The sequence below is a fragment of the Nocardioides soli genome (assembly GCF_014191495.1).
In the GTDB taxonomy this organism is placed as follows: domain Bacteria; phylum Actinomycetota; class Actinomycetes; order Propionibacteriales; family Nocardioidaceae; genus Nocardioides; species Nocardioides soli.
In genome coordinates this window covers 1,241,335-1,258,635 of the sequence record NZ_JACHWR010000002.1, presented here as the reverse complement: position 1 = coordinate 1,258,635, position 17,301 = coordinate 1,241,335, and the positions used below count along the sequence as shown (strand labels likewise).

At 73.3% G+C, this 17,301-nt stretch carries 13 protein-coding genes; 3 read left to right on the top strand and 10 right to left on the bottom strand.

Features of this window, described 5'->3' with window-relative positions:
* Positions 1–96 precede the first annotated feature (96 nt).
* From FHU40_RS16325 to FHU40_RS16315, 3 genes are all read right to left on the bottom strand, one after another.
* Positions 97–750: a response regulator gene (locus FHU40_RS16325; protein WP_183593302.1), complete on the bottom strand. Its 654-nt coding sequence runs from the start codon at positions 748–750 to the stop codon at positions 97–99.
* Complete coding sequence (locus tag FHU40_RS16320; RefSeq protein ID WP_183593301.1) at positions 747–2,714, bottom strand: histidine kinase; 1,968 nt, start codon at positions 2,712–2,714, stop codon at positions 747–749. The genes FHU40_RS16325 and FHU40_RS16320 overlap by 4 nt, the downstream gene beginning before the upstream one ends.
* A 66-nt stretch (positions 2,715–2,780) precedes the next feature.
* Entirely contained in the window at positions 2,781–3,926 is a 1,146-nt protein-coding gene (locus FHU40_RS16315; protein ID WP_183593300.1) for a hypothetical protein, read from the bottom strand.
* A 228-nt stretch (positions 3,927–4,154) separates the two neighbouring features.
* Here FHU40_RS16315 and FHU40_RS16310 point away from each other — a divergent pair, with 228 nt between their 5' ends.
* The 3 genes from FHU40_RS16310 (at position 4,155) to FHU40_RS16300 (ending at position 8,993) form a co-directional block, all read left to right on the top strand.
* Positions 4,155–7,481 (top strand): ATP-binding protein, encoded by a 3,327-nt coding sequence (locus tag FHU40_RS16310; RefSeq protein ID WP_183593299.1) that lies wholly within the window; start codon positions 4,155–4,157, stop codon positions 7,479–7,481.
* Complete coding sequence (locus FHU40_RS16305; protein ID WP_183593298.1) at positions 7,478–8,173, top strand: maleylpyruvate isomerase family mycothiol-dependent enzyme; 696 nt, start codon at positions 7,478–7,480, stop codon at positions 8,171–8,173. The genes FHU40_RS16310 and FHU40_RS16305 overlap by 4 nt, the downstream gene beginning before the upstream one ends.
* A 544-nt stretch (positions 8,174–8,717) precedes the next feature.
* Positions 8,718–8,993 (top strand): helix-turn-helix domain-containing protein, encoded by a 276-nt coding sequence (locus tag FHU40_RS16300; RefSeq protein WP_183593297.1) that lies wholly within the window; start codon positions 8,718–8,720, stop codon positions 8,991–8,993.
* 12 nt (positions 8,994–9,005) lie between these two features.
* Here FHU40_RS16300 and FHU40_RS16295 read toward each other — a convergent pair whose 3' ends face one another.
* From FHU40_RS16295 to FHU40_RS16265, 7 genes are all read right to left on the bottom strand, one after another.
* Positions 9,006–10,487: a TolB-like translocation protein gene (locus tag FHU40_RS16295; RefSeq protein WP_183593296.1), complete on the bottom strand. Its 1,482-nt coding sequence runs from the start codon at positions 10,485–10,487 to the stop codon at positions 9,006–9,008.
* Entirely contained in the window at positions 10,484–11,584 is a 1,101-nt protein-coding gene (locus FHU40_RS16290; RefSeq protein WP_183593295.1) for a hypothetical protein, read from the bottom strand. The genes FHU40_RS16295 and FHU40_RS16290 overlap by 4 nt, the downstream gene beginning before the upstream one ends.
* A 250-nt stretch (positions 11,585–11,834) precedes the next feature.
* On the bottom strand, positions 11,835–12,743 hold the full coding sequence (locus FHU40_RS16285) for a Rieske 2Fe-2S domain-containing protein (protein ID WP_183593294.1): 909 nt from the start codon (positions 12,741–12,743) through the stop codon (positions 11,835–11,837).
* A 5-nt stretch (positions 12,744–12,748) separates the two neighbouring features.
* Positions 12,749–14,389 (bottom strand): gamma-glutamyltransferase family protein, encoded by a 1,641-nt coding sequence (locus FHU40_RS16280; protein WP_183593293.1) that lies wholly within the window; start codon positions 14,387–14,389, stop codon positions 12,749–12,751.
* 229 nt (positions 14,390–14,618) lie between these two features.
* A complete protein-coding gene (locus FHU40_RS16275; protein WP_183593292.1) occupies positions 14,619–15,890 on the bottom strand; it encodes a Rieske 2Fe-2S domain-containing protein in 1,272 nt (423 codons plus the stop codon).
* Positions 15,891–15,940: 50 nt separating this feature from the next.
* Positions 15,941–16,342, bottom strand: a complete 402-nt coding sequence (locus FHU40_RS16270; RefSeq protein WP_183593291.1) for a RidA family protein — start codon at positions 16,340–16,342, stop codon at positions 15,941–15,943.
* A complete protein-coding gene (locus FHU40_RS16265; protein WP_183593290.1) occupies positions 16,339–17,298 on the bottom strand; it encodes a fumarylacetoacetate hydrolase family protein in 960 nt (319 codons plus the stop codon). The genes FHU40_RS16270 and FHU40_RS16265 overlap by 4 nt, the downstream gene beginning before the upstream one ends.
* Positions 17,299–17,301: the final 3 nt, after the last annotated feature.

The window sequence follows — 17,301 nt, the reverse complement described above, 5'->3', positions numbered from 1 at the left end:
CCTCAGCAGCGTGGCCCGTCCGGTGCCCCCGCCGCATCGCTCGCGGGGACGACCCCGGTCGCCCGCAAGGACGATCGTGGGTCGTCCCGGGGAGGGTCAGGCGCCGGGGCGCACCAGCCCGGTCTCGTAGGCCAGCACCACCGCCTGCACCCGGTCCCGCAGGTTGAGCTTGGCGAGGATGCGTGCCACGTGGGTCTTCACCGTGGTCTCGGCGAGGTAGAGCTCGGCGCCGATCTCCGCGTTCGACAGGCCACGAGCGATCGCCCGCAGCACCTCGACCTCGCGCTCGGTGAGGCTGGAGAGGACACCCGAGGCGGTGGGCGTGGGTGGCTGACGCACGAACGTCTCGACCAGGCGTCGTACGACGGAGCGCGCGAACAGCATCTCCCCGGCGTGCACCGCCCGGATGCCGGCGGAGAGCTCGGCGGGCGGCGTGGTCTTGAGCAGGAACCCGCTCGCGCCGGCGCGCAGCGCCTCGAAGACGTACTCGTCGAGATCGAACGTGGTGAGCATCAGGGCGCGCGCCTCGGGACGCGCCTGCGCCAGCGCCCGGATCCCCTGCAGGCCGTCGCTCCCGGGCATCTCGATGTCGAGCAGCACCACGTCGGCGGCCCGCTCTCGGGCCAGCCCGACCGCCTGCTGCCCGTCGGTGGCCTCTCCCACGACCGTGATGTCCGGCTCACAGGCGAGCAGGGCGCTGAGTCCGCCGCGGACCAGGTCCTGGTCGTCGGCGATCACCACCTTGATCACGGTCGAGTCACCTCTCTTGTCTGGCCCGCCTGGCCGGTCCGGTCGGACGCCGGCGGCGGCGCGGTCATCATCGGGGTCGCCTCGATGGGCCCCGACACCGGGGGTACCGGCGACGTGGGCAGCACGGCGGAGACCCGGAAGCCCCGGCCCTCGGGCCCCGCGCTCAGCTGGCCGCCCTGGAGCCGGACCCGCTCAACGAGGCCGTCGAGTCCGAAGCCGGTGCCGCTCGGCGCCGCGGCGTGGTGCCGACCGCCCCCGTCCTGCACGAGGACGCTGACCCGGTCCGGCTCCTCGACCAGCCGGACCCGCACCCGGGCCCCCGGGGCGTAGCGGGCGGCGTTGGCCAGGGCCTCCTGCACGATGCGGTGCACCGTGAACGCGATCTCGGGATCCTCGGGGAGGTCGCCCTCGAGGTCGATCTCCAGCCCGGTGGTGCCCAGCCGGTCGACGAGCCCCTGAAGGTCCTCGGAGTCGGACCGGTGGAGGTCGTCGCGCAGCATCTCGGCGAGCTCGCCGAGATCCTTCATCGCCTGATCTCCCGCCATCAGGGCGTTGTCGACCGCCCGGTGGGCGGCGACCGGGTCACGCCCGGCGAGTGCCCGCGCGGCACGCGCCTGCAGCACCATCGCCCCGACCGCATGGCTGGTGATGTCGTGCAGCTCGCGGGCGATCCGGAGCCGTTCGGCCGCCATCGCGTCGTCGACACTCGACCGCAGCCGGGCCTGCGCGCGGCTGATCCGGCTGTCGGCCTCGCTCTCCGCGTGCTGGGTCCGGCGCCGGGTCCACACCGCGACCGCCGCGACCGCGGCGACCACGACCGGGACCAGGCTCAGCGTGGGCGAGCGCCAGGTCCCGACGGCGGAGAGGACCACCACCACCCCGGCGGGGAGGATCACGAGTGCCCGCGGACCGAGCCCAGAAAGCTCGGTCGCGGCGCCGGCGGCCGCCCAGGCCAGCATCGCGATGGTGGTCATCTCGACGACCCCGTGGGGAACCGGCACGTCGATCGCCAACGCCACGGCCATCGGCACCGCGCAGACCATGGCCGCGAGCGCGGGCGCGGTGCGCCACAGGGCGAGCCCGAGGGGCACCCCGGCGGCCAGCCCGGTGGCGGCGGGCTCGAGTGAGTGACCGACGGCCTCGGCCAGGCCCACCGCCGCGAGAGCCACCGCCAGGAGCGCGTCCGTCCGCCAGGCGCCTCGACGCTCGACGTCCGCGGGCAGGGGACCATCCGACGTCACGAAGCGCAGCAGCGCCTCGTCCAGGACCGGCTCCCGCGCGACGACCGGTGCCCGCAGCAGGCCCAGGATGCGGCGCAGATCGGCGATGGCGGCCTCGCCGCGACTGCCGACGCGGTCGAGCAGATGGGGGTCGAGCAACTGCGCGGCCGCTTCGGCGTCGGCGCGCATCGAGGCGACCGCCTGCTCGACGATGTCGAGGGAGCCCGACAGGATCCGGCCGCGCTCGCGATCCACGACCTCAGCGGCGGTGACCTCGTGGTCACGCAGCTCCAGGTCGCGGGCCACCGCCCGCCGGGCCTGGACCACGGCGGCGCCCTCCCCCACGACCTGACCGACCAGCCAGGTCCCGGTGAACAGCAGGACTCCGACGAGCGCCCGCGACACCCCGAACCCACTGGCCGCGATGACCGCGACGTACCCGACGAGGACGCACCCGCCCCAGGCGGGAGGCAGCCGGCGGCCGACGAAGAACAGGCAGCAGATCGCCGGCAGCAGCCCGGCCGCGTTCTCCACGGGGGCACCCAGCGCCAGGCCGGCCGCCTGGGTCATCGCCACGACGAGGGCACCGGCCACCACGTGCCGGACCAGCAGCCAGCCGCCCACGCCGAACCCGACGGGCAGGACGGCCAGCGCGGGGCTCAGCTGGGGCCACAGGAACGCGGTCGACCAGAGGGCGAACACTCCCGCGAGCACCGGGCCGGAAGGTCGCAGCGGCCACGGCATCACCCGATGGTACGGGCGGCCGAACGCCGTCGGTCGCGATCGCCGAAGACGCCCGCCGGCCACGGGTCAGCTCGGCCTGATGGTGAGCCGGGCCCGGGCGGTGTCGCCCTCGACGCCCGCGCTCCCGGCGTAGCGCACCACGTAGACGGTGCGGCCCGTGCTCTGCCGACGCAGCACCAGGCGGAGGTCGCCCGAGCGGTCCAGGCGACCCTGACCAACGGTCCGGCCGCCGCGGGTGACGACGACCCGACCGGAGGCGGTCGTCCCGGCAGCGGTCACGCTGATGTCGAGACGCGCCGTGCGGCCGGGCAGCGACCGGGCCCGCACCCGCAGCCGGCTCGAGGCCTTCTGCACGGCGGTCGTGGCAGCGCTGGTCTCGGCCCAGGGCTGGTACTCCGGCGCGGTCCCGGTGATCGTGACGGACAGGCGGCGGCCCACGTCGGTCGGCATGATCCGGTACGACGCAGCGGTCGCGCCCGGGATCGCGGCACCGTCGGCGAGCCACTGGTAGCCGAAGGTGGCGGCGGGCGTCAGCCGCGGCAGGTCGACCCGGAGCAGCTGCCCGACCTGCGGCTCGCCGGCGACGGCCACGGCACCGCTCACGGCGAACCGGGGCGGCACCACCTCGTAACTGATCGCCCGGGTCTGCTCGCGACCCACCCGGTCGCGCGCGGTCAGGATCGCGGCATGCCTGCCGAGCGTGGTGGTGTCCAGCACGCGCGGGCCCGCGCATCCGTTGATCCCGCTGTGGTCGTCGGTGCAGGAGAAGTGGATCGGCACCTCGCTGCCGCGCTCCACCTGGATCCCGTCCTGGGGCGAGGAGACGCTGATGATCGGCGGGGTGCGGTCGATGCCGACCTGGAGGACCCCGTCGGCCCGCTGGTCGGCGTCGTCGAACGCCGTGACGTACATCGTGGTGTGGCCCTCGGCGCTGATCTCCACCGGGCCGCCGTCGATCGGCAGCGTGCCGGCCCGCTCCGAGGCACCGGTGAGCAGGTACTCCACCGACCTCACCCCCGTGCCACCGGGATCGGAGACGTCGACCTGCACCGTGACGGTGTCGGTGTGCCACACGTCGTACGCCGCCGTCGGCACTCCGAACCCGATGATCGGCGGGTCCAGGTCGGCGTCGATCGCCGACGCAGCCGGTGCCAGCGGCGCGAGCAGGGCCACGGCGAGGGTCGGCGTGAGCAGGAACGAGCGGGAAGGCATGGTGACTCCAGGAGCGAGAGGACAGAAGACGTCTGCGACCCTCCCCCGAACCCGCCGACCGGATCGTCAGCACCAAGGAGGATCCACGTCGTCCTGGAGGACGACCCGCGTCGCGCGGGCCACGTCGCGGGCCCGCAGGGAGCCACGACGGATGACGGGCGCGGGACCCGACGTGTGGCATGGTGGGTCGCCACACGTCCGGGGTCAGGCCAGGAGTAGGTGTTCGGCATGTCGAGGTGGCTGACCCGGGTCAGCGTGCTGGGAGATCTCCAGGTCACCGTCGACGGGGCCGACCACACCCCGGCCGGGGCGATCCCGCGTCGCGTCGTCGCCGCGCTCGCCAGCACGCCGGGCCGGGCGGTGCCCCTCGACCGGCTGATCCACCTGGCCTGGGCCGGCCGACCGCCGTCGAGCGCCCGCAACAGCCTGCAGTCCCACGTGTCGCGGCTGCGCGGCCGACTCGGCGCCGACCGGATCGTCGGGGACCACCTCGGCTACCGGCTCGACGTCGGCGAGGACGGGCTCGACGTCGCCGAGTTCGAGCGCCTGCTGGACCGGGCCGCCGCCCAGGCCGGCCGGCCGGAGCAGGCCGCCCAGCACCTCGCCGCCGCACTCGCGCTGTGGCGCGCCACGCCGTACGCCGAGCTCGGCGACGACCCGGACGTCGCACTCCGCGTCGCCGAGCTGGAGCACCGGCGCCGCCTGGCCCGGCTCGACCTCGCCGAGGCCCGGCTGCTGGCCGGCCAGCACGCCGCGGCGAGCACCGACCTGGCACAGTTCCTGGTCGAGCAGCCACTCGACCACCGCGCGGCGGCCCTCCAGGCGAGGGCCCTCTACCTCGCCGGGCAGCAGGCCGAGGCGCTCGCCGTGCTCGCCGATCACCGCCGCGCGACCCGCGACGAGCTCGGGCTGGACCCGCCGGCCGAGCTCGACGAGCTGGAGCAGAGCCTGCTGCGCCGCGAGCTGCCCACGGCCTCGGTGTCGGCGCCCGGCCCCCGCCCGGCCGCACCCTCGGCCTTCGTCGGGCGGGCGGCCGAGCTGGCCGCCGCCGACGAGCTGCTTGCGGCGGCGGACGGAGGCGCCGGCGGCCTGCTGCTGGTCTCCGGGGAGCCCGGCATCGGCAAGACCCGCCTGGCCACCGAGATCACCGCGCACGCCACCGGGTTCGCCATCGCATGGGGACGCTGCTACGACGACGGGCAGGTCCGAGCGCTGGCCCCATGGCGCGAGGCCGTCGGCGACTGGCTCGCCGTTGCCTCCGCGGCGGACGCCGCCCGGCTCGGTCCGCAGTGGCCACGGGCCGCGGCGACGCTCGGCATCGCCCCGACCGCCGGCGAGCCGAGCCCCGACGACCTCGGCCTCGCCGCACTCGCCGAGGTGCTGCACCGGATGGCGGCGGTCCGGCCGCTGCTCGTCGTGCTCGACGACCTGCACTGGGGCGATCCGGCGTCGGCACGGCTGGTGGAGCTGGTCTCCCGCGACATCGCCGCGTCGCCGCTGGTGGTCCTGGCCCTGTTCCGCGACGGCGAGCTGGCCGGCGCCCACCCGTTCCGCGGGGTGGTCGGCCGGGTCCGCCGGCGGGACAGCACCCGCGCCCTCGGGCTGCGTGAGCTCGACGCCGACGCGGTGACCTCCTACGTCGAGACCCGCACCGGTGCGACGCCACCCGACTGGCTGGTGGCCCGGCTGATGGAGCGCACCGGAGGCAACCCGTTCTATCTCCGCGAGACCGTGGATCTCCTGACCGAGCGGGACCGGCTCGATCCCAGCGATCCCTGGCCGGTGCCCGAGGGCGCCTTCGCGCTGACCGAGCAGCGGTTGGCGGGGCTGGCGCCCCCGACCGCAGACCTGCTCCGCACCGCGGCCCTCGACGGGACCGTGCTGGACGTGCCGCTGCTCGCCGCCGCCCACGACACCACGCCGCTCGAGGTGCTCCGGCTCCTCGACGACGCGGTCCCGCGCCGACTGCTCGACGCGGATCCCGAGCACCCGGGCCGGCTGTGGTTCGCCCACGACCTGGTCCGCGAGGCGATCGTCGACTCGCTCACCCCGGCGACGCGGGCCGATCGGCACGGCCGCCTCGGAGCGGTGCTCGCCGAGCGGGCCGACCAGCGCGACGAGGCATCGCTCGGGCGCGCCGTACGCCACCTCCTGCCCGCCTCGATCGCGGCACCCGACCTGGCTGCGACGGCCGTGCGGCTGTCGGCGGCGGCGTCCCGGCTGGCGCTCGCCCGCGGCGACGTCGACGAGGCGCTGCGCCACCAACGGGCGGCCCTGCAGCCGGCCGGTTCGGCCTCGCTGCCGCCGGCCGAGCTGCTCGGCCTGCGGCTCGATCTCGCCGAGCTCACCCATCGCGCGGGCCGCCTCGACGAGGTCGACTACCGCCGGCTCGCCGACGCCGCCCACGGCGTGGCGCCGGAGGTGGAGGCGCGCGCGGCGCTCGGCCACGAGCACTGGAGCGTCGACGCCCGTCGGCCGCGCACGGGCGCCGACGACACCTCCGTCGTACTGCTGCGGCGAGCGCTGACGCACGACCATCCTCCGGACCTGCGGGCAGCGCTGCTCGGCGCCCTCGCCCAGGCGCTCGCCTTCGCCGGCGCACTGGACCAGGCCCGCCTGGTCGCCGGCCGGGCGGAGGCGGCGGCCGACGCCGCGTCGGACCGGGTGCGGGCGGAGACCCTCACCACGGTGGCGACGGTGCTCGACCGGCCCGCCGACCTGGCCACCCGGGTCCGGCTGCTGGAGACCGCAACCGCGCTGACCGAGCAGGGGGACGGCGAGTTCGTCGGCGCGGACCTGGTGGCTCGGCGGCGCCTGGTGCCCGACCTGATCCGGCTCGGCCGGCTCGCCGACGCCGACCTGGCCATCGACGACCTGCTGGTGCGCGCGGAGGCCGCCGGCAGCGAGATCGACCGCTGGCACGTCCCGCTGTGGCGGGCGGTGCTCAGCCTGGGTCGCGGCCGGCTCGCCGAGGCCGAGCTGCTGGTCGAGCGGTTCCGGGTCGTCGCGACGCACCACGGGTACGCCGACACCGACCGGGTGCACGGCGTGCTGTCCGCTCTGCTGCACCTCGAGCAGGGCGCACCACAGGCCGCCCGCGAGGTCGTCGAGCTGCGGGCCGCCGACGACCGGTTCGAGCCGTGGGACTGGACCCGGCTGCTCACCGACTGGGCGGCCGGTCACCGCGACCTGGCCGCGGCGCGCCTGGTCGATCTCTCCGCACGCCGGTTCCGCCCGTCCCCGCTGTTCGCCGGCATCGAGGTCTTCCTCGGCTGCCTGGTGGCCGCGCCGGTCGCCGACCTCGGGGAGGCGACGCACGCCGCGGAGCTGACCCGGATCATCGCCCCGGCCCGCGGGCAGAACGTCGTGCTCGGTGCGGGCGCGGCCCTGCTCGGCAGCGCCAGCCACCATCTCGGCGTCCTGGCCCTGCGGTCCGGCGACGCCGACACCGCCCGCGAACTGCTCGGCGAGGCACTGCGGCAACAGCGCGCGTGGGGACTGCGGCCGGCCGCCGAGCGCTCCGCCGCGCTGCTCCGAGCACCGGAGGCGCGATGACGCCGCGCGAGCACCTGCGGGTGGCAGCGGCGGAGTACGAGCGATTCGGCACGCTCGCCACGGGGCTCGACCCGGAGCGGCTGGGCCGGCCCACCGGGCTGCCCGGCTGGCGGGTGGCGGACCTGGTCGAGCACGTCCGCAGGGCGCAGCTGCTGGAGGCGGCCGCACTCGGCGAGCCGGCGCCCGCCGCAGCGGACGACCTGCGAGCTGCGCGGGCGGCGTTCGCGCGGGCGGTCGAGCGGCTCGGCGACCCCGACCCGACACGGCCGGTCGAGCTCGTCGGCGGCGTCGTCGTGATGGAGGTGGCGGCCCCGCTGATCGCCGCGGAGGCAGCGATCCACGTCGTCGACCTGGCCCGGGCCCTGGGTGGGCCGGGTGGACTCGGTGGGTCCGCCCTCGCCTCGTGCGCCGCCGCCCTCGGCCCGATGCTGACCTTCGTGGGCGGGCTCGGCGCACCGGAACCGGAGGAAACGAGCGTCGAACTCGCCGGTCGGCTGGTCGACGTCCGGCTGCGGCGTACGGCCGGACGCTGGCGGCCGGACCGTGCGCCGGGCCCCGCCAGTGTCCGCTTCGCCGGGGACGACGACCACCTGGTGCTGCTCGGCTTCGGACGCGGCGGCGCCGAGCGGCTCACGGTCACCGGCGACCGGCTGTTGGCCACCCGCTTCAAGACCGCGTTCCCCGGGCCGTGAGCCGGCCCGGGAGCCGTCGATCCCGCGGGGCGAGTGGGTCGTGAGGCGACCGAGCAGCGGTGCGCCAGCAACCGTTCCCGGGCCTCGGAAGGTTGCCTGCTCACCGCTGACCGGGATCGGCCCGGGGCGGCGGTGCGTCAGCAACGCTTCTCAGCCCCCGAAAGGGTTGCCTACTCACCGCTGACCGGGATCGGCCCGGGGCGGCGGTGCGTCAGCAACGCTTCTCAGCCCCCGAAAGGTTGCCCACTCACCGCTGACCGGGATCGGCCCCGGGCGGCGGTGCGTCAGCAACGCTTCTCAGCCCCCGAAAGGTTGCCCACTCACCGCTGACCGGGATCGGCCCCGGGCGGCGGTGCGTCAGCAACGCTTCTCAGCCCCCGAAAGGTTGCCCACTCACCGCTGACCGGGATCGGCCCGGGGCGGCTAGTGGTCGACGACGAGCCCGGCCTGGCGCCAGGGGTCGTCCGCCGCGGCGTCCACACCTGCCGGACGGTGCACGCGGCATGCACGCGGGGTGCACGCACCCGTGGCGATCCTGGCCCGCATGACCGTCCTGACCGCACCCGTCGCCGACCTCCTGGAGTCCACCGTCCACGCCTGGCCGTCCCGGCTGTCCAGGCGGGAGGCCGAGGTGCTGGTCCTCGTGGCCGCCGGACTCTCGAACGCCGAGATCGCCGAGCGCCTCGTGGTCACGGTCGCGACAGTCAAGTGCCACGTGGCCCAGCTGCTTCGCAAGGTGGGTGTCCGCGACCGGGTCCAGCTGGTGGTGGTCGCGTTCGGCAGCGGCTACCTGGCCGACCCCGGCGCCGATTGTCGGTGAGGGCACGGTCCATCAGCCGATCGCCAGGCCGTCGATGATCACCGTGCGGCCGCGGCTGGTGACCTGGATCCTCACGGTGGCTTTCTTCGTGGCCGGCACCGAGCCGAGCCGGATCAGCCGTTGGTGGCGCACCTTCGGGGCGCTCAGCTTCACGGTGCGCAGCTTGTTCTTGCCGTAGAACACCGCAACGGTGCCGTGCCGCGGGCCCTTGCTCGCGACCAGCGACAGTTTGCCGCCCGGCACGCCGGAGCGAGTGAGCGTGGCCCGGTGCGCCCGGGTCACCATGGCGGTTCGCTTGGCGTACCTGGCACCCTTCCGCGCCTTGAACTTCTTCGCCTTGAAGGCCCGGTCGTCGAACATCTGGACGGTCCGCCCGCCCGGGAGGGTCACGGTCGACGTACCGGCCGGGACGGTCGGCTGGCCGGATCCAGCGCCACCGGGTCCCTTGCCGCCGGGCCCCGTGCCACCGGGCACCGCCGGCGGCGCGATCGGCGCCGGCGACCAGTACGGGTCGGAGGCGCCCGTGATGACCTTGGTGCCGGTGCTGGCGGCGCAGTCACCGATCGCCACGGTGTTCACCCAGATGTCCGCGCCCTCGCGGTACACGATCGCCGAGCCGTCGGCCGAGATGGTGATGCTGTCCAGGATCGGGCCGTCGTCGGGACGCGGCTCCGCGGCCGCGCCGAAGCAGCCCTCGCCCGGCGGCGGTGGCGGAGTGGCCGAGCGGGGGTCGCCCGACGTCGGCAGCACGCCGAGGTACCCGAGGCTCTGGTCGGTTGCGTCGTCCCAGACGGCGTCGATGCCCACCGCGACCAGGGTGCCGTCCCTGCTGGTGGCGGGATCGAGGAGATCGTTGTAGCACCCCGCGCAGACCTCCGTGGAGGTGAACCAGGCGACCCCGTCGGGGTCGCCGTAGCCCAGCGGGAACAGCGCGATGGTGCTGCCCTGTCGCAGCACCAGCCGCTCGTTGGACACCCACGCCGGTGAGCTGCCGATCACCACCTCGTAGGTGCCCGGCCCCGTGGGCAGCGTGTCGACCACGGTGGAGAGCGCGTCGGTCTTCAGCGATCCCGCGCAGTTGCTCAGGCGCACCTGGTAGTAGGCGATCCTGGAGCCGTCGGGCGAGATCGTCGGCTCCAGCGCCGGGGTGACGCTCATGGTCGAGCAGCTCCCCTCGATGAAGCTGCTCGGTGGCGAGAGCCGGTTGACCACGGCGCCGTTCTGCTGCAGCACCTCGATGCTGCTGCCGCGCTGGACGGCGATCAGGCCCTGGTCGGACATCGAGGGCCCGGCGTACGGCGCCGCCGCGCTGCCGCCGTGGGTGACCTGGTGGCGCCCGCTGCCGTCGAGCTTGGCCAGCCAGACGTTGTGGTCCTGGATGTAGACGATCGTGCCGTCCGGCGGGGCGGCGTCGGCCGGCTGCGCCGGACCGGCGATGGTGAGCGCGCCGCCGAGCAGGACGCCCGCGAGCACAATAGGCAGCCGTCTGGTCATCGGCGCACCCGCCGCTTCGCGAGGGTCAGGGTGAAGCGATCATGGCCCGGCTTGGTGGCGATCACCCGCACGACGATCCGCTTGCCGCGGTCGCGCCCGGTCAACCGGTAGCGGGGACCGGTCGTCTTGCCGACCCGCTTCGCTCCGCGGAACCACCGGATCGTGACGTCCGCCCGGTCGAGCGCGCGCGAGATCCGCTTGGTGCCGAGCGAGAGCCGCAGGGTCCTGCCGACGACGGCCTTGCCGGTCAGCCGCAGCGGCGTCCCCTTCCACCGCAGGGTCAGCGGGGCCACGACCGGGGTCGTGGTGTCGGCGCGCGGCTCGAGGGTCGGCTCCGGGCTCGGCGTACTCACCGGGCCGGGTGCCGTCGTGGGCTCGGGGTCGGTCGTGGGCTCGGGGTCCGGGTCGGGTGCCGCCTCGACGGCGAGGGCCGCGGAGTAGGCGGGCGCGGAGTCGGGGTGTCCGCCCCGGGTCGCCCGCACCCGGATCCGGAGCTGCTGACCGGCGTCGGCGGCCGTGAGGGTGTACGACGTGCCGGTCGCCCCGGCGACGTCGACGCCGTTGCGCTGCCACTGGCGCTGGTAGGTGTACGCGAGCTCCGCGGGCGCCCAGCCGCCGGCCGTGGCGGTGACGGTCTGGCCGCTGCGGGTGAGCTGGGGCGCCGTCGTGCTCGTCGGAGTGGCCCCGAGCGCGACGGTCGCCGCTGCCGAGTAGTCGGCGACGGACTCGCAGTCGGGCGCGCTCCCGACCACCCGCAGGGTGAGCTGCGTGCCGTACACCGCGGGCGTGGGCGTGTAGGTCAGCGCCGTCGCGCCGGCGATGACGGCGCCGTTGCTCAGCCACTGGTAGGACCACCGGGTGGTGGAGCCCGACCAGGTGCCCCGCGTCCCGGTCACCGGCGCGTCCGTCCGCGGCACCGACGTGATCGTCGGCTCGCCGGTCGCGGCGATGCCGCAGTTGGGACCGCCGGGCCCCGGGAGCTCCGGGTCCTCGCAGTTCAGGCACGGCCGGGCACTGGCGACCCCGGCCGGGGAGAGCAGCAGGACGGTGAGGCTGGCGACGAGCAGGCGGCGTGAGCGCACGCGGCGGGACGGCAAGGTGGAACCTCCTGGGGAGACGACTGAGCCGTCAGCCTGTCCCGGCACCCCACCTCGCCACATCCGTCCCGAGACTGAACCTGGGTGGTCGGGCCGGGACGTCATGCGTGCCGAGGAAGGGGTTCCTCCCACCGCATGACGTCCCGGCCGCCCCGCTCGGCACGCGAGCTTGCGAGCCGAACCGGAGCGACATCGCCCGCGTCCGCAGCACACCGCATGCCTCACAGAGCATGGGCCGCAGACAGACCTGCTACTGCGCGTCGAGGAGGCTCCGCCATCCCGTGGCCGATCCGGGCAACGCCGCGGTGAGCGCCTCCGCCAACGCGTCGCTCCAGGCCAGGCGAGCCGTCACGAACAGGTGGGTGTGATGCACGGACTGCGCGAGAGGCCCCGTGCGCATCGAGAGCACGACCCAGGTGCTCGGGCCAGAAGCCGGTACGACGACCCGCACCGCCGCGGTTCCGTCCAGGGCGGACAGCCCGAGCACGGCCTTCGCGTACGTCGGGTAGCTGCTCCCGGGCACGTCCACCATCATCGGCTTTCCCTGCCCGCCCCACTGCTCGAGGGCCGCCGAGACCGAGCGGGGTCCGGTCGGCGCGCTCCCCCCCGACCCGACGACCATCGTGTCCCACCTGCCGGCGTCCACACCACCGTCGGAGCAAGGGTCCTCCGCGGCGCAGTGCGATCGACCCCAGGCTGGACCTGGGGTGGCGGCCAGCAGCGCGACGAGCGCCGTCAGCTCGGTCAGGGCCGCGATCGGCACCGAGCCGACGCCAGGCTCACCGATGGCCAGGACGAGTCGGTCCGACAGCTCGATCGGGAGCACCTCGGCCGCCTTGACGTCGGCAGGGTCGCCGCGCGGCACCGATCGACAGATCCCCCTGCCGTCGAACTGGTATCGGTGAACACCGCACTGCAGGCCGAGCGGCGTCAGCTTCCCTCCCGAGAGTGGATAGCCCAGATGTGGACACACATCGTGCAGCGCTGCCACGTCTCCCGCCGGGTCTCGGAACAGGACCGCCGGTTGCCCTCCCACAGACAGCGCAACGGGCTCCTCCTCGACCTCCCCCTGCCAGGCGATCGGTTGCAGCACTCCGCCGGCCGGTTCCGCGGGAGCCCGCTCCGACGGGACGGCATCGAACGTGGTTGACTCGGACATCTCCATCACCTTGCCCATGCGAATGCGTCTGGCCGCCGCGGGTCCGCCGCGGCCTCGATGTGACCGTGCTCGGTGGCACGAACGGCGCCGACGGCGCCCGTGCCGTAGCTGTAGGCGGGCAGGCCGGCGACGTCATGCCCCCGGGCCCGCAGACCTGCCAGAACCTCGTGGTTGTCACGGACCTCGAGGACGGCCCTCGGAGCTGCGTGCGCGTGCGGGAAGAACGACGATGGCAACGCGTGGCTCGCGACGCGGGGCGCCTCGACGGCCGACTGCAACCCCAGGCCGCGATCGAGGAGACTGTTCACGAACTGTGCCATCGCCTGGCACTGCAGATCCTCACCCGGGCTGCCGAACGCGAGCACGGCACGATTCCCGCGCATCACCATCGCCGGATTGGGCGTGATCCGGGGCCGCTTGCCGGGCGCCAACCGTCCTGGGTGGCTCGGGTCCAGCCAGAACTGGCCGCCGCGGTGCGAGACCACGAAGCCACGGCCCGCGACCATCGGGCTCCCGAAGACGTGATCCGACGGCAGCGCGGAGAACATGTTGCCCTCGGCATCCATGGCACACACATGCGAGGTGTCCGGCGGGCGATTGCCGGCTGCCGGTGGTGGCGAACCGGCCCCACCGCGGGCGGCCAGAGCTCCGGGGAGAGGGACGCCCGGAGCCGGGAGCTCCGGTGCCGCCGTCTCTGCGATGAGGGAGCGGCGACGTGCGGCGTACTCCTTGCTCAGCAGGCCCGCCATCGGAACCTCGACCGCCCGAGGATCGCCGAAGTACGCCTCCCGATCGGCGCCCGCCAACTTGAAGGCCTCCAGGAAGACGTGCAGGTACTGCTCCTCCGTCATCGCGTCCGGGCTCAGGTCGTACCCCTCGAGCACGTTGAGAACCATCGGTAGCAGCGGACCCTGGGACCAGGGCCCACAGGCGAAGATCGAGTGGCCGCGGTAGAGCGTCTGCACCGGACGCTCCACGCGCGTGCAGTGCCCGGCGAAGTCGGCTGCCGTCATCGGCCAGTCGAAGGTCTTCAGCAGGGCGAGCATGTCTTGTGCGATGCGCCCCTCATAGAACTCACCGCGGGCAGCATCGATGGACGCCTCCCGGCTCATCCCCGCGCCGCGCGCGGCCGCCTCGGCATCGACCAGGTCCACGAAGGTCGAGGCGAGGTCGGGCTGGCGCAGCAACTCGCCGGCTGCCAGGGGAACGCCCCCGGGAGCAAAGACCTCCATCGTCGTCGGCCACAGCCTCATCCGATCCATGAAGAAGCCGCAGAAGCTGGCCAGCCCCGGCGAGACCGGGACCCCGGTCCGACACAGCTCGATGGCGGGCTCGAGCACATCGTGGACCGACAGCGTGCCGTAGTCCCTCAGCGCCGTGAGCCACGCTCCTGGCGCACCCGGGACGACGCTGCGCTGCACGCCGATCGGGATGTCGTCGCCGAACCACTGTGCGATGTGCTCCGGCGAGATCCCCGCCGGCCAACTGCCGACGCCGTCGATGACGACAGGCTCCGCGGTCCGGGCAGGACGCACCATGATGGGCGCGACTCCGGCGAACGTGCACATGTGTGGCTCGATCACCGTCAGCGCTATCCCCGCGGCGACCCCCGCATCGATAGCGTTTCCGCCCGCGCGGAAGATCATCGAACCCACCTCGGTCGCAAGGTGGTGAGAGCTGCTGAGGCCGTGGTTGGAGCCGAGCGACTCCGTACGCCGGAGGGTGCTCGGGTCCCTCGGCGGGATGGCCTCATCGCGACCGGAGAGGACGGGATGCGGATACTTCTTCAAGGCCGCTCGCATTCTGTGTGGGTCACTTGCGGGACTGGACAGGCGAGGGCGAGCCACCGGACGGCGGCTCGCCCTCGCGCGTCATTCAGTCGGTCCAGGACGGCAGGCGCAGCGCTTGGTGCGCGCCCGGGTCCTGCCGCAGGGCGTCCGCCCCTGCCGGGGTCGTGTACTTCTCCCCGGTCGTCAGCGGGATCACGCCGTCGTCGCTCTCGTCGGGCTTCTGCCCCTTGGCGAGGCCACCGCCGTCGACCTCGCGCACTGAGTCGATGATGACCTGCCGGATGAACTTGAGGCCGGCGTCGGCGGTCGGCAGCGGGTTCTCGTTGTGTCGGTCTTCGCGCGGCGGCATGCTCCCGACGACGGATGCGTCCTCGTACCCAGCGCCTTCGGGGATGGTGTAGCCGAGCGTGAGTGGCTCACCGGTCCGCTCGTGCTCCAAGTACTCGTGGAAGGGCTCGATCTCGACGGTGCGCCACATCGTGTCCCACTTGAGATGCTCCGGCTGGGTTGCGATGTCCTCGGCCGCGTGGGCGAACTGCGGAGGCAGGTACATCACGCGGAACATCAGGCTCGACTCGTCGTCGATCGGGACGTTGACGCGTGCGGTGATGGGCGGGGAGTCCGATCCGCGGGCGCCCTCGATCCACATGCCCGTCGCGCCGCTGCAGCCCCAGGCCGGCAGCACCAGGTTGTTGACGCGCACCTGCCACTTGTCCTCCTCGTCGGTCGTCCGGAGAGCGACGTACGCGACACCATGCGGCGTCTCCTCGAACCACATCTCCGGCACGGCGTTGAGTGCGGTGAAGGTGGGTGCGTGGGTGAAGCTGAGGTGCAAGGGGTCCATGCTGTTCTCGGTGACCTGGAGCCAGTTCCCCTTGGTGATCCCGATGAAGCTGGCGATGTGCACCCCCTCCGCGGCAAGGAAGTCGTAGCGCGGGAGCTCCGGCATGTCCTCTGCCGGACCGAAGTACGCGAACAGCAGGCCGGCAAGCTCCTGCACCGGGTATGCCGGGGTCGTCACGTTCTCCTTGAAGGAGTCATCGGGCTCTCCGGGAGTGTCCAGCACCTTGCCTTCCTTGCTGATCAACCAGCCGTGGTATCGGCAGCGGATGCCGTCCTCGACGGTGTTGCCCAGGCACAGGTTGGCGCGTCGATGCGGGCAGTACGCGCTCACCAGGCCGGGGTTGCCGTTCGTGTCCCGGAAGAGGACCAGGTCCTCACCCATGACCTTGATGAACGTGGGCTTGTTCTTGAGATCCTCCGACAGCCCGACCGGCCACCAGTAGCGGCGCAGCCAGTTCCCCATGGGCGTGCCCGCCGCGGTCTCGGTCAACATGGTGCTGGTTTCGAAGTCCATGGTTTCCTCCAATGCCTTGATTTCCTTGCGGTCTGAAACGTGCTGGGTGCTCATGCGGGGTCGATGACCGCGATCGCGTTGATCTCGACGCACAGGTCGGGGTCCATGAGCTCCACCCCGACCGTCGTTCGCGTGGGGCGCAGGTCCTTGAAGCGCTCGGTCCAGACCTGGTTCATCGCCGGGAAGTCCGCCGCGTTCCCCAGGAAGACGGTGAACATGACGGCGTCCTCCAGGGAGCCACCCGCTTCCCGAAGCACCCGGTCGATCTCGTCGAGCGTCAGCCGGGTCTGGGCCGCGGTGTCGTTGCGGAGCGCCTCGGGCACGCGGCCGTCCTCATCGATCGTGCCGGCACCGCTGACGAACACCAGGTTCCCCTGGCGCAGACCCGCCGAGATGCTGAATCCCAGACCGTTCTCGGCATGGCCGATGTAGCGCCTATCCAACTTCTTCACAATTGCCTCTCCTGTTGACCGATCACATTTCGTATGGCGACAAGTGACACGACACTGGCCTCGACGACGTCCCCCGGCTTCAAGAGCGCCGTCGAAGGGTCCTCGGCGAAGATCCCGACGCCGCCCGGGGTCCCGCAGAAGACGACGTCCCCCGGCTGGAGGGTCATCCGCGACGAGGCGAACGAGACGATCTCGAGCGGGGAGAACAGGGCGTTCCCCATCCGCTCCGACTGGCGGATCCGTCCGTTGACCCGTGACTCCAGCACGAGCTCATCGAGGTCCCCGACCTCGTCGCTGGTGACGAAGGTCGACGCCATGGGCAGGAAGCCGTCGTAGTTCTTGCCCTCGAACATCCCGTTGGGCGCGTGGAACAAGACGTCGCGGAGGCTGAGATCGTTGACCACCGTCGCACCGGCGATGACATCGCTCGCCCGCTCGACAGGGACGTCGCGACACGTCGCTCCGATGACCACCGCCAGCTCGACCTCGTAGTCGAGATGAGTACCGAAGGCAGGGATCGCGATCTCCTCGCCATCGCCCGCGAGGGCCGTCGGGACCTTGGCGAACAGCGTCGGTTGCGCCGGTGCCTGCACCGGCTCCCCCGCGCGTTGGGCCTCCGCGATGTGGCTCGGGAAGTTCAGGCCCACACCGAGCAGCTTCCGCGGCACGTCGAACAGTCCGACGCCCGGCGTCGGTGGGCTTCCCCCCTCGGCGTCGCTGACGCAGGCGCCGTCCGCATGGCCCAGCGCATGGTCGTAGGCCGCGCGCAGGCTGCGCAGGAGATCCGGATCGGACAGCAGCCCGACCAGGTCGGTGCCCTGCCAACCCGGCTCGGTCACGCCGTCGAGGCCGGCACAGCGGTGTGCCTGCGCCAGGTCCAGCCGGCCGGAGCCGTCGGGCCGCTCCGCCCACCAGGTCGTTGCGCCGCTGTTGGTACGGCGCCGTTCAATGCGCATGGG